At 52.8% G+C, this 13,110-nt stretch carries 13 protein-coding genes; 3 read left to right on the top strand and 10 right to left on the bottom strand.

Annotation, left to right across the window (positions count from 1 at the left end; all coding sequences use genetic code 11):
* Positions 1-114 precede the first annotated feature (114 nt).
* Positions 115-270, top strand: coding sequence for a hypothetical protein (locus B3F49_RS00755; RefSeq protein ID WP_293908553.1), 156 nt, complete (start codon positions 115-117; stop codon positions 268-270).
* A 91-nt stretch (positions 271-361) separates the two neighbouring features.
* Here B3F49_RS00755 and B3F49_RS00750 read toward each other — a convergent pair whose 3' ends face one another.
* The 4 genes from B3F49_RS00750 to B3F49_RS00735 are packed head-to-tail and all read right to left on the bottom strand — an operon-like array spanning position 362 to position 5,500.
* A complete protein-coding gene (locus B3F49_RS00750) occupies positions 362-1,309 on the bottom strand; it encodes a substrate-binding domain-containing protein (protein ID WP_293908552.1) in 948 nt (315 codons plus the stop codon).
* Positions 1,306-3,069: a cache domain-containing sensor histidine kinase gene (locus tag B3F49_RS00745; RefSeq protein WP_293908551.1), complete on the bottom strand. Its 1,764-nt coding sequence runs from the start codon at positions 3,067-3,069 to the stop codon at positions 1,306-1,308. Before B3F49_RS00745 ends, B3F49_RS00750 begins: the two co-directional genes overlap by 4 nt.
* A complete protein-coding gene (locus B3F49_RS00740; protein ID WP_293908549.1) occupies positions 3,066-4,673 on the bottom strand; it encodes a response regulator in 1,608 nt (535 codons plus the stop codon). Before B3F49_RS00740 ends, B3F49_RS00745 begins: the two co-directional genes overlap by 4 nt.
* Before the next feature lie 41 nt (positions 4,674-4,714).
* Positions 4,715-5,500 (bottom strand): nitroreductase family protein, encoded by a 786-nt coding sequence (locus B3F49_RS00735; RefSeq protein ID WP_293908548.1) that lies wholly within the window; start codon positions 5,498-5,500, stop codon positions 4,715-4,717.
* Positions 5,501-5,577: 77 nt separating this feature from the next.
* Between B3F49_RS00735 and B3F49_RS00730 the strand changes: the two genes are divergently transcribed.
* Positions 5,578-6,891, top strand: coding sequence for an MFS transporter (locus B3F49_RS00730; RefSeq protein WP_293895842.1), 1,314 nt, complete (start codon positions 5,578-5,580; stop codon positions 6,889-6,891).
* A gap of 13 nt (positions 6,892-6,904) precedes the next feature.
* Here B3F49_RS00730 and B3F49_RS00725 read toward each other — a convergent pair whose 3' ends face one another.
* The 4 genes from B3F49_RS00725 to B3F49_RS00710 form a co-directional block, all read right to left on the bottom strand.
* Entirely contained in the window at positions 6,905-7,471 is a 567-nt protein-coding gene (locus B3F49_RS00725) for a nitroreductase family protein (protein WP_293908547.1), read from the bottom strand.
* Between the two features lie 111 nt (positions 7,472-7,582).
* Positions 7,583-8,089, bottom strand: a complete 507-nt coding sequence (locus tag B3F49_RS00720) for a pyridoxamine 5'-phosphate oxidase family protein (RefSeq protein WP_293908546.1) — start codon at positions 8,087-8,089, stop codon at positions 7,583-7,585.
* A 67-nt stretch (positions 8,090-8,156) separates the two neighbouring features.
* A complete protein-coding gene (gene rd, locus B3F49_RS00715; protein WP_013605781.1) occupies positions 8,157-8,318 on the bottom strand; it encodes a rubredoxin in 162 nt (53 codons plus the stop codon).
* A gap of 59 nt (positions 8,319-8,377) precedes the next feature.
* The gene (locus B3F49_RS00710) at positions 8,378-9,346 is read right to left on the bottom strand and encodes a helix-turn-helix transcriptional regulator (protein ID WP_293908545.1); all 969 of its coding nucleotides are present in this window, start codon (positions 9,344-9,346) and stop codon (positions 8,378-8,380) included.
* Positions 9,347-9,519: 173 nt separating this feature from the next.
* Here B3F49_RS00710 and B3F49_RS00705 point away from each other — a divergent pair, with 173 nt between their 5' ends.
* A complete protein-coding gene (locus tag B3F49_RS00705) occupies positions 9,520-9,723 on the top strand; it encodes a SlyX family protein (RefSeq protein ID WP_293908544.1) in 204 nt (67 codons plus the stop codon).
* On the opposite strand, the gene B3F49_RS00700 is transcribed toward B3F49_RS00705, so the two are convergent.
* Entirely contained in the window at positions 9,724-12,228 is a 2,505-nt protein-coding gene (locus B3F49_RS00700; RefSeq protein ID WP_293908542.1) for an FAD-dependent oxidoreductase, read from the bottom strand. It abuts the gene before it with no gap.
* Positions 12,229-12,236: 8 nt separating this feature from the next.
* Complete coding sequence (locus B3F49_RS00695; RefSeq protein WP_293895865.1) at positions 12,237-12,590, bottom strand: MarR family winged helix-turn-helix transcriptional regulator; 354 nt, start codon at positions 12,588-12,590, stop codon at positions 12,237-12,239.
* Between the last annotated feature and the right edge of the window lie 520 nt (positions 12,591-13,110).

Here is a 13,110-nt window from a genome sequence, read left to right as displayed (position 1 = left end):
TCTCTTCCACGCATGTGAGGCAGGAGCGATCCTGCCTCTTTTTTGCGACCTATGTCACTCTGGCAAATATCAACCGTATCATGGACCAACTATTGGACAACGAACGGAGTACTTGTGAAACCCATCGTCATTAATTCGCCTTCCTTGGCAAACTGCAACCTGTTGGAACTGAAGGACAATGTCCAGGAGCTGGTCGATGCCGGGGCCGAATACCTCAGTTTTCATACAGACAATACACCCTTTGTTATCAGGCCCCTGGAGATGATCTAAAGGAGCGGCATGAAAAGCGGTATCCATCCCAGAGTGTCATAAGCATCGAGCCCGGCTTTGCAAGGCAGCAGCTCTTGGTTCTGCCTCGATTTCACTGGAACGTCTGGAACAACAACCTCTGATGCTCCTCGCTGAACATCGATTCTTTGGTTACCAGGTCGAAGTCAACAAGTTTTTGGACGGGCTTGTTGCCGTTGAGCAGATCGATGGCAGCCATCACCGAGCGATAGCCGAGGTTGAAGGAGTTTACCACCACCAAGGCATCGATTACTCCCTTCTCCAAAAGCTGGATTTCAAACTGTGTTGTTCCAAATGCAATGAAATGGATATCCGACGAGTCTCCCAGTGCATTGGCCACCCCATGGGCGGTATACTCTTCCAAGGCAAAGACCAAATTGATTGAAGGATCGCTTTCCAAAGCATTGCGCGTAATTTCACGAGCGATTGTCTCATTGGTGAAACTGTAGGTTGCACTCACAATTCTTGCATTGGTCCGCTCTGAGAAGGTTTGCACCAGGGACTCCACCAGATTGGTCATGCTGGTGGTGTTCGGCATGGACCCGATGACCAGGGCATTGATCGGCTCACCCTCGGAAAAATGGGTGAAGGCATGTTCGGCCATCGCCTTGCCGATCTGTCTGTAATCGGTGGTGATCAAAAAATCCGCGGTCTGGTTGCGTAGTGCGGTATCGGCGAGCACCACCTTGATGCCTGCGCTCCGTGCTTTGGCAACCACATCCTCAAGCCGTGAATAATGGCTTGGTGAGAGTACTATCGCATCAAAACGCTGGTCTATGGCCCTTTGGACGGCACTGATTTGTCCCTCGTAGTCGGATTCATTCACCGGAGCAAGGAACTCAAGGACCGCGCCGGTGGAGCTGCGGGCACTGCGGGCACCGTTCTTCAGGGACCCCCAGAATTCGCCTCCCTGCATCATGGTGATGACGGCGATCCGATAGGAGGTAGTGGCTTCACTCTTCTTGTTCGAGCAGCCTGCGAGAAGGGATAGCAGTAGGAGAATCAGGATGCCTTTCTTCATGATTGCACCACCTTGATCGGTTGGATTGGACTCTGTTCGGGGATAACCAGTCGGACCAGCGTCCCAACATCGAGCTCACTGGAAAGTTCCAGGCCATAATCGGAACCGTAATAGAGCTGGATGCGCTGATGGACGTTCCTCACCCCGATTCCTGCACCCTTGGGGTGTTGTCCGTCGAAGCTGAGGATGGTGGCCAGTTTCTGTTCATCCATCCCCACCCCGTTGTCACGCACCTCGATGACCACGGCCCCGGGTTTTCTCCTGAACACCTTGATATCGATATGACCCATCTCCTGCAGATACTTGATCCCGTGGTAGATTGCATTCTCCACAATCGGCTGGATGATGAGCTTGATCGTCGGCAGATTCTCCATACCCTCTTCCAAGGTGATGGAGAACTCAAACTTGTCCTGGTAGCGGATCTGCTGGATGATCAAGTAGTTGCGGACATGCTCAAGCTCCTCGGCAAGGGTGATGATGTCCCGACCCTTGCTGATGGAGATGCGGAAGAGCTTTGCCAGGGCGGTGATCATCCTGATCACTCCCTCGGTATCGTTCTGCTCTGCCATCCAGACAACGGAATCGAGGGTGTTGTACAGGAAGTGTGGGTTGATTTTTGCCTGCAGTGCATCAAGTTCGAACTTGCGTTTCATCTCCTGGCTGGTGACAATATCATCCATCAGCTGCCGGATGCGTTTGACCATCACTGCAAAGGTCTGGGACAAGGCAGCAACCTCTTGGTTGCCTCCCACTGTCGGCGGAGCGGAGAAGTCTCCGCGTTCCACGCTGTTCATCAATCGGTCGAGCTCCCTGATCGGTCGGCTTATGTACGCCGAAACCATACGTGCCAGAACAATGGTGATGACAATGCAGAATCCCAGGACGATAAGCATGATGGTGGTGTACTGATCGAGACCGGCCATCAGCTCGTCCATGAATGCCACCCCGACAATTCGCCAACGTGCGTTGTTGACCGTATCGATGATGACAAGTCGCTGCCTTCCCTCGAAGGTGTTGGTGAACGTACCGAAAATATACTCCTGGGCGGAGTCGAGGTCCTCGTTGAACAAATCGGAGTTAATCAGTTGCTGGTACGGGTGGTACACGATCTTGCCGTTGTTGTCGATGAAATATACGTACCCTGTCGCCCCAAGCTTCGCGCTTTGGCTCAGTTCACTGACCGTCCTGAAGTTCATGTCGATCAGCAAAAGACCTTGGCTCAGCTCCCCCTCCTCATTGGTGTAGCTGATCTGCTGGCTGTATGTGATGACCCACGGATAGCTTGAAGTGAAGAGCTGCTGGACATGCGGGCCGGTGAAATAGAAGTTACCCTCACCACCCAAAGCCCTGGTGAACCATGTCTGCTTTGCTATCTCAGTCGCCTCCCTTCTCGGGGCATCGGTGGTGGAGAGCAGTACATTGCCCTCCAAGTCAAACAGAAGCAGGCATACGATATCCTGACGGCTGTCGACGATTGAGGAGAGCCTCTTCTCGATTTCGGTTCGGGAGAGTTCGTTGGTCTGCTTGGCAAGGTCGCGGGCGTAGCCGGCGATGGTAAGAATATCGTTGGTATAGTAGTTGAGGTTGGCGTTTACCTGTCTGACGATTTCCCTTGTTGAGACGGTGGCGTTCTCCCGGATGGTGGAAGAGAACTGGCTGTACAGGATGGACGAGATAAGCAAGGTGACGGAGAGGGAGACGAACGCGATGGCAAAGGTGAGAATGGTTTTGATGGAGTGGGGGTGATCCGGCTTTCTCATCGGTTTCTCTGTCTGAATTGGGAGGGAGAGAGGCCGACATGCCGCTTGAAACAGAAGCTGAAGTAGTTCGGCTCTGCAAACCCGACCGCCTGTGCGATCTCGTAGGTCTTGCCCTCGGTCTTGATGAGCAGATCCTTCGCCCTGTCCATTCTCAGAGCCGTCAAGTACTGTACAAAGCTGACGCCAACCTCCTTCTTGAAGGTGGAACTGAAATATGAAGGGCTTACCCCGATCATTTCACAAATTTCTTCCAGTCCAAATCCGGATTCAGTGAAGTGCTTTGCGATCAAGGCCTTGGCCTGACCGATGAATTGGATATGCGACTGAGCCCTCTGTCCGGCGATCAATTGCCGCACCAGAAGGCAAAGGCGGATGAAGTAACGCCTGGCCTTCCCCAACGTTGAGAGGGTTGCAAGCTCGGAGAAGAGGTTTCTTCCCTCTCCATCAACCACAGAAAAGAGGGTATGCCCGTATGAATGGGTAAGGTCTTGAAGGAGAAAAGCCAGTTCCAACAGCAATGCCTGCAGTTGTTCCAGGTTCAGGGAGGCAAGCTGCTCGCCGAGCAGTTGATTCACCGCCTCGGTCACCTGCTCCTCACTGCCCATCTTCACAGCAACCAGTACATTTGCCTTCAACTCCTCCAATTGTTGTTGATGCTCCTCGACCGGCAGCTTCTCCAAGTCACTGATGAACAGGAGCGATTGCTCAGGGTAACAGGAACTATAGTTGAGGGCTGTCAGCGCCTGATGATATGACTGCTTGATGGCCGAAGGGGAGTGTACGAGGTTTCCTACTCCGAGGACAGCCTGGAAGGAGTACTTCTGCAGGTATGCCTGCAGCTGCTCGGCTTTGCGGTAGGTCTGTTTGCGGAACACTGAATCGTAATGATCCTGGCCATGGCTTTGGGAGCTGAAAATAATGACAATCTGGTTTTCGAATTGGAAGAGCAACACCCCGTCGTCCTTTTTCACTACCTGTTCAACAATCTCAAACATGGCCATCGATTGCAAGGGGTCATCCATCACATGATCGGTCTCGATAACGGCAACCATGAATTCATCCTTGTTCAGATTGAAGCCGTACTCCGCCGCTTTTGCAAGCAAGGCAGCATCGGAGGCAGGGTGCACTGCAGTCAGCAGCGATACCAGGAACTTCTCCCTGATGAGCGGAAGGGCCTGCTGGTACGCCTGGTTAAGCCTGTCCTGGTCCTGGATGCGCTTGATCTCCTCATCCAGATGCTTTCCCAGGCGCTTGAGCAGATTGCACAAGTCTTCCACCGAAACCGGCTTGAGTACATATTCACTGACATCGTAGCGCATCGCCTGCTGGGCATAGGTGAATTCGTCATACCCGCTGAGTATGACCAAGGTTGTGGTCGGATGCGTGAGGCGGATTTTCTGGATCAACTCGATTCCATCGAGGTAAGGCATCCTGATATCGGTGATTACGACATCGGGATGCAGCTCCTCTACCATCTCCAAGGCTTCGATGCCATTGCCGGCTTCACCCACTACGCAAAAGCCATACCGCTCCCACGGGGTGCGGCTGCGAATCCCTTCACGTACTGCTGTCTCATCATCAACCAAAAGAATCGTATACGGCATAGGGTATATGGTAGTGGCAAAGGCTCAAGGACGCAAGAAAATTACCCTTTGCACCACCAATCAAACATAACCGTGGTAGAGCGGTTCATCTCCTCCATAAAGGAGGAGGTATGTTTTCTCAGATAGTAGTAGTCGGCAAGGGTGCCGGTATTCTGGTAGGGCAGGGATTGGCTTCTGCGCCGATCCTCTTCATGGACCCTGTAGGCTCTTTCCATTTGCTCGAGGTGGGGCTCCATGTAGCGGTCCTGCATGAATATGGTGTCCTGGGGACATCGGGGGGTCAGCCTGACCGGACCTTTGGCCTTGGGGTATCCGAAAATGAGCATGCAGGCGGGAATGGTGTACTGCTTGAGCTCAAGCAGTTCCCTCAGTTGTTCAAAATGCTCGATGACATCACCGATGTAACAGGAGCCGATACCCAGGGCCTCGGCGGCAACCACGGCATTCTGGGCTGCGATGACGGCATCCTGCAGGCAGAGGTGCAGATCTCCCAGTCCGGGCTTCCTGAAGGAGGCGAGGTTTGCCTTCGCAGCCCTGTCTACTGCGCCGCTTTCGTAGAAGTAATTGACCCACTTCTGCATGTCGGCAAGGAAAACCCAGACCAAGGGTGCTTTCTCGATCATGCTCTGCTCGTCGCAGATTTTGGCAAGCTTCTCTTTCTTGGAAGAATCATGGACCTCGACTATGGAATAGAGGGCCATATTGCCGGCGGTGGGGGCACGCAAGGTCGCTTCCTTGAGCTGGATGACGGCTTCCGGTTCGATTATTCGGTCCTCAAAGCTGCGTACCGATCGACGATTGTTCAAGAGCTGTAAGGTTTCATGCATGCGTGGAGTATAGGACAAAGTCCGCTCTTCTTCCAGAGAAGATATACAAATCACTGTGTATCGTATATCCTGTAACTATGAAGAGTGTGAAAGCCTACCGATATCGATACTTGATTCTTCTGTGTCTCGTGCTGCTGATTTTCTCAGTCGAGATACAGTGGTTGAACCTTGCACCGGTTGGCAGGGTCGCCAACCGCTACTATCAAGGACAGCTGTCATTGCGGTATGCTTCTCCGGTGGACTTGCTCTCCCTGACCTATCTACTGGTCTTCGTGGTGGCGAGCATTCCCTCCTCCTATCTGTTGCACAAATTGGGCCCGCGCTGGGCCGTCTGGATTGCAAGCGGCCTCATTGTCTTTGGATCAATGACGAAATGGCTCTACGTTGCAAGTCTTTCGGCAGTCCTGTTCGGCCAGTTCTTTCTGGCCCTGGGCCAGGCCTTGGTACTTACCAGCATCACGGAAATTGTCGCGCGTTGGTTTCCCATCCGGGAACGAGGCATGGCTGTCGGCATCACATCAGCAAGCCAATACCTTTCGCTGGCAGTCGTGATGATAGTCTCCCCCATGCTGGTGGTGACCCGTGCAAATGATCCGGCCTGGGGACAGGGCTTTGAGCGGATGATGAGCATCTATGCTGTTGCAAGCTCGGTCCTCGCCCTGATTCCGGCATTCCTGATCAAGGATAATCCCCCGACGCCGTCCTCCACCCTGCAGGTGCCGAAGAGTCAGAGCTTTCGGACCTCGTTCAAGATTATGAACCAGAACTCCTCACTCAGGGGCTTGATGATCATCTTCTCCATCGGGTGGGGTGTTCTTATGACACTCTTCATCAAGGTCGACGAGATCAGTGCGCTGCTGGGGTTTGACGACTCCTCCGGTTTCTTGGGAATCGCCATGTTTGCAGGCGGCATGGTGGGAGCCATAGTACTGCCGGCCCTCTCGGACCGCTATCGAAAGCGGAAGCTGTTCTTTGTGTTTTGCAACGTTTGCTCGATTCCCGGAATCCTCTTGCTGGTTTTCTGCCAGCAAATCGGTGCTGTCCTGCTTTCCAGCGAGGCCATCGCCCTGATCGGGGCTTCCATCGTAGGCCTGTCTCTCCTTGCTTCCATACCCATCGGCAGCCAGTATGCTGCAGAGCTGGGCATCGGCATCAGCGAAGAGGTCATCCAAGGTTTGCTCCTGCTCTTCAGCCAGGCTTCTTGTGCCGTAATCCTGCTCATCAGTCTGGTGGCAACGGATGAGTACTCCCCGATGGTCCTCTCAACCCTTGCAGCCTTGTTGGCTGCTTCCATGATCGGAAGCAGCTTCCTGAAGGAAAGTGAGATGATTGTAACCGAGGAAGAGCGGCTGAAAGAGGTCATAGAGCAGGAAATCGTCCATCTGCAGTAACCGTCGATACTCCCTACTTTGCCTGTGGCCGCAGGCTTTCGTTCCAGGTGTTGAACGCATGCACCTTGTCCAAATCCATGCGGATCCGATCGCCCTTCTCGCTCTCTTTGTGCTTTGCACTCAGTTCAAAGTCCGATCCCGGATAGCCGAGTACCAGCATGATCATAAGCGTATCGCCTTCAGCGATTCCCAGCACCTTCTTCGCCTCGTCGGCATTGAAGCCGGCTATGGGGTGGACGTATAGGCCTTCACTGACGGCTTGGATCTGATACGCCATGGTGGCCATGCCCAGTTCGAAAGGGGCATAATGGCGGTCGCCCAGGGACATGCCCCAAGCATTGTTGGTGACCACCGCCACGATGGCGGGGGCCTTCTTCGCCCAGTAGTTGCCCGGAGACAGGGTCTCCTTGACCTTGGAAAGGATTGCCTGGTCGGTTACGGTGATGTATCGCCAAGGTTGGTTGTTCATGGATGATGGGGCGGTATGGGCAGCCTCGGCGAGACGTACCAGCACTTCTTTTTCAATGGGTTTTGTATCGAGGGCTCGATACGCTCTTCTTTCTTCAATTGCTCGCAACATAGCTTGGTGTTTCCTCCATTATGAGGTCAATGTACCACGAAGTTTTGCAATCGTGTGAAAAAGAGGGGCTCTCTTGTGTGCTTTGAATTCTTTGTCTGAAAAGCCTTCTGACTAGGGTACCAAAGCAGTATCAGTCTTGGCCTGTACGAACTCGATGGCTTCTTTTCCGGTGCAATGCTCGATCTCGATGACAATGCCTAGTGTCTGGCTGCAGGCTTTGGTCTTCTCGATACGCTGTGCAACCGGCTGGGAGGCGCAGTACTTGTCAGCCATGGCAAGGAAGGCCTTCTCCCAAAGCAGCCCTTCGACAGGCGTTGCTTTTCCAAAGACAATCACGCTGCGAAAGTAGGAGGTGTACTGTGCTGCAACAATGGTGTCCTCATCAACAACGGTGAAGCATACTTTGGGGTGTCGGAGTATTGCATCAACCTTATGGCCTTCCCGTGCAGAGTGGAGAAAAATCTTTTCCTCGTAGTACACGTAGTTCAGCGGAACTGCATAGGGGTAATCCCCGTCTCCGAGACAGGCAAGTACTCCATGGCTGCCCCGCTTCAGTACTGCTTCGCTTTCTTCTTTGGATAGCAGCTGCCTGCTTCTCCTCATTGTCCTGAACTGCATAGCTGCTCCTTGGGCCTAAAAAACGGGGAAGGCCGTGCCATCCCCGTCTTGTGAACCGCAACCCTTGTTAGTCGCGCGGTGAAAAGTCAGACTTAGGAGCCCCGCAGAGAGGGCATACCCAATCTTCTGGAAGGTCTTCAAAGGCTGTTCCTGGTTTGATTCCGTTGTCGGGATCACCAACTGTCGGGTCGTATACATACCCGCAAAGATCGCATTCATACTCTTTCATTGTCGTTTCCTCCTACATCTGAAGCATAGCGATATTCAAGCCAAGCGGCAAGAAAAATATTATTGGTACAAAGCCAGGATCTTGGTAAGCATTTTACAGAATTTCTTTCTGAAGCTCTCAGGGCCCAATATTTCCACCGAATCTCCGCATTGGATGATGCGCAGATACAACTCGATGGAGTTCTCGACATCCATGTTGCAGACCAATGTTCCATCGTTCTGCTTTTCGAAAACCGGAGTTCCATGCACCACCGACCTGAAGACGTTCATAGCGGAACGCTCCTTGAGCTTCAGGCTGAGAGGAATCATATCGATGCTCTCATAGCGCTCCTTGGATTCGGGGAACTTGAAAGGTTTGAGGTTGTCGGGAATCGTATAGGTTTCGTTGAGAATGGTGGCGCTGGTGATGGTGCTGATATCGATGGTGACAATCTCGGTGGTGTGCCGAAGGCGTCCGGTGACACTGATCGGGTGTCTGCCGCCGCTATCTTCTTCCCGAAATCCGATGAAGTAAGGGGCGAGTTCGGTCTCGATCGGGTCGAATCCTTTGAGGCTTTGTATGATGCGTACGATGCGTCCCGACACCCAGCTGTCAATGAGCACTTCAAGAATGGCATTGAACTTGCTGCTCTCCTTCTTCTCCTGCAGCTGCTTGTCGATCTGCTCGGCCAGGCCGATGACATTCTCGCTGATCTTCGGTGCGTAGGACCGCATGTTCATGGCGATTTTTCTCAAGCCGGAAGCCAGGTGGGGGTTCTGAAACTCGGTGCTGTTTGCAAGCATTTCAGCGGAGAGGTTGAAGGCCAGACTCTCATACACGCTGAGGGCGATGCTCTCATCCTCCTCGCGGTTCTTGATCTTGATGAGGCTGTTCTCCTCATAGATGTCGATGTATTGTTTCAGTTCATCCACATACCTGCTGATGGTCGAGCGATGGACTCCCAATCGACGTGCTATATCCGCTCTTCTGAGTCCTTCTGGATGGGAATGTAACAACAGTTCCAGTTGCGCAACGCGTTCACCTTTCATACAATTCCTCTTATTTGCACCATTCTGCAACAAAATACATGTCAGTATAGCACGACAAGGGTATCTGGCAAGCATTAAATGTGCAAATCGAGAAACCTTCTGCAACAATGGGGCGAGTTGTCGAGCTGTCTCTTTCATGCTAGGATACAGATACAGGACAAGGAGCGACAACAATGGATGAACGGCTTACGAAGCTTGAGATGAAACTAGCCTATGCAGAAGAGACGATAGTGACTCTCGACCAGGTCGTAACAGATCAGGCCAAGGAGATCGCACTCTTGACCGCTCGTCTGGAAAAACTGGAAAAACGCGTAACGGACCTGACCGAAGAAGATCGGGATGGCATGATCGACGATCAGAGGCCACCCCATTATTGATTAGATGAACAGATTGATCTTGCTCTCGCTGGCAGCTCCCATGTAGGTAGCGACGCCACCGATTTCAACGCCGTCAAGCAGTTCTTCAGCCGTGATGCCCATGATATCCATGGACATCTGGCAGGCTACCATGCGAACCCCGCTCTTGCGGGCATCCTCATACATCTGCTTTACTTGGTCGACATGTTTCTTTTTCATGCGGCCTTTCATCATCTTCGCCCCCATGCCTCCCATATTCATGGAAGAGAGGGCAAGGTTGTCCATGCCCTTGGGCAGCATGGCCCCGAACATCGTTCCCATGAAGTCCTTCTTCACTTTGGGGGCATCCTTTTTGCGAAGCACCGACAACCCCCAGAAGGTGAAGAACATCGTCACCGACTTGCCGGATGCGGCCGCCCCGTTGGCAAGGACGAATGAGGCAAGAGCCTTGTCCAGGTCATTGGAGAAAACAATCATCGTAGCACCGTTGTCGCTATCGCAGATGGCAGGTTTCTCTCCTGCTGAATCGGGCATGCTGCAGACACTGGCATTGCCTTTGCCTACTACAGCCTCGATGATGCCGTCGGTGGTCTTTACGCTTACCAGCTCATTGCCGGTGAGCTTGCACCAGGCCTGGACATCGGGGCCGAAGCCGGGATCGGAGGCCTTGATGACGATGCGGTCCCCCTCCTCAAGGTTGTCGATCTCCCGTTTGAGACGGATGATCGGGCCGGGACACTGCAGGCCGCAGGCGTCGACGGTGAGAATCTTGTTCTCGGACCGCTTGCGGAACGACCCGTCCTCATTGAGGTGGTTGATGACCCCACCGCTCTCCTTGACCGATAGCTTGTCCTTGTTTTCCAGCAGGTAGCGCTCACGAACCGCACTCTCATACGTCTTGTATCCACCGGTGAGGTTGCGTACGTTTGTATAGCCGTTTTGCCTGAGCACCCGTTCTGCAAGGTAGCCCCTGAGGCCGATGGCGCAATAGACGATGACCAACCGATCGGTGGGAACCATCAGCAGCTTCTGCCTCAGGATGGTGTGGGGAATGTTGACCGACCCTTCGATTGCACCAAGCTCATACTCCTCCTCGGTTCGTACATCGAGCATGAAAGCACCACTCTTGCGCCCTGCTTCCGCTTCCTCCCAATTGATGGTGTCACTGAATCCCTCAAGGGTGTTGACGGCGATGAAGCCGACCATGTTCACCGGGTCCTTTGCACTGGAGAAGGGCGGTGCATAAGCCTGCTCAAATTCCGCCAAATCGTAGACGGTGCCTTCTTTTCCGATGAAGGCGCTGATGACGTCGATCCGCTTGTCAACTCCGTCGTATCCGACCGACTGCGCACCCCAGAGCTTGCCGCTTTCTGGATGATAGAGAATCTTGAGGGTGAGCTGACGGCTGTTGGGATAATACCCGGCATGGTTTCCTGCATGGGTGACTGCCGTCCGATAGGGAAGGCCTGCAGCCTTGAGCCCCTTTTCCGTGAGGCCGGTTGAGGCTACCGTCATATCGAATATTTTGGCGATGCTCGTGGCGATCGTCCCTGTATACGGCCGCTTGTTGCCGTCGATGATGGCATCGGCGCACAAGCGTGCCTGCTTGTTGGCGGGACCAGCCAACGGAACGGTGCAGGCGAGTTTTGTCAGCGGGCTTGCAAACTCGATGGCATCTCCAACCGCCCTGATGTCCTTGTCGTTGGTGGTGAAAAACTCATCCACCTTGATTGCCCCGTTCTTGGCCAGCTCGATGCCCGATTGCTTGAGGAAGGCGGTGTCGGGGCGAACACCGATGGAGAGGATGACGATATCTGCATCGATGAGGGTGCCCGAGGAGAGTCGGACGCTGACAATGCTGTCATGGTCCTCAAAGGCTGACACCCCGTCCTTCAGGTACAGATTCACTCCCTTCGCTCTGAGGTGCTGTTGCACCTCGGCGGCCAAGTCGTAGTCGATGATGTTCATCACCTGCTCGAGGGCTTCCACCACGCTTACCTCGAGTCCTCGCTCCTTCAAGTTCTCGGCCATCTCCAGACCGATGAAGCCGCCGCCGACGACCACTGCGCGTTTGGTGGCGGGACTGTCGATTTTCTCTTTGATCTGGTCGATGTCTGAAACGGATCTAAGCGAATAGATGGCCTTGTGCTCGATGCCGGGGATGGGAGGACGTACCGGACTTGCTCCGGGAGAGAGGATGAGGGTGTCGTAACGCTCGTCATATTCGCTCTGGTTCTTCAAGTCCCTCACGCGGATGGTTTTTGCCTTGCGATTGATCGAAATCACTTCGCTTTGCACCCTCGCTTCCACATTCAGTGATTCCATGAAGCGTTCGGGAGTCATCACAAACAGACGGGAACGTTCGGTGATGACATTTCCCGCATAGTAAGGGAGTCCGCAGTTCGCGTAGCTGATGTACTGTCCGCGCTCGAACATGATGATTTGGGCGTTCTCGTCCCTTCTCCTGAGTCTTGCGGCGGTGCCTGCACCTCCTGCGACTCCTCCAACAATGAGATATTTTGCCATAGGTCCTCCTACTTGGTGGCTTGGGTGAATAACAGTTCTTCGGGAATATGAAGTTCGGAGCAACTATAGGCCTTGACCATCTCTCTTCCTGTTTCTGTCAGGGATACCGTAAGGCTCCTTCGGTCCATGCTGCTCAGTGTCCGTTTGATGAGGGCCCTGGCTTCCAGGCTGTCCAGAATGCGGGTGAGGCGGGAAGGGGAGAGTTCGAGCTCCTTTGCGAGGGCGCTCGGTTCAAAGATTCCTTTGTTGACTGCACAGAGCAACAGTGCATCGTTAAATGAAAGTCCGGTCTGCTCTTTGAGTTTCACTTCGAAGTTGCGAAGCGAAGTCTGCAACTTTCGGATTGCACATAGGTCGATCATGCAAGGCTCCAAATATTTAATTATGGCAATAATTGCCGAGAACAACTATAGTGTGGGTTTCCTGTTTCGTCAATATGTAGATAAAAAAAGAGTGAATAAAAAGTTGTGACATGGCTAATAGACAATATTATTCACAAATGAAAAAACCTGTAAAATTTCCAAAATTTTCATAAATTGTTCTGACAGAGGTAATTCTTTCTGGAAGAAAAATAATAATATCGTGCTATGATGAATCGATAAAATTATATAAGATAATAGTATAGTCATGGTTCTATTGACAATTTCAGACAATCCAGCGTATCCTTCCCTTAGGAAGGGATATGATGAAGAGGAAGAAAGAGGTACCACGATTGGGAAGTCTTCACTTCAGTGCCCACCAAGGTTTCTACATACCTGTTCTACATCATTGATGGGTGTTTTCCTCTTGTTTGGTTGCAACCAATATTGCACCCGGAGTTTCTACGATGATTGCAACACATCTCCCTTGGGCCAGTGATAGTTCCCGATCACTGGCCTTCTT

The organism is Sphaerochaeta sp. UBA5836 (assembly GCF_002432845.1).
Lineage (GTDB): Bacteria > Spirochaetota > Spirochaetia > Sphaerochaetales > Sphaerochaetaceae > Sphaerochaeta.
This window is presented reverse-complemented; position numbering and strand designations above follow the sequence as displayed.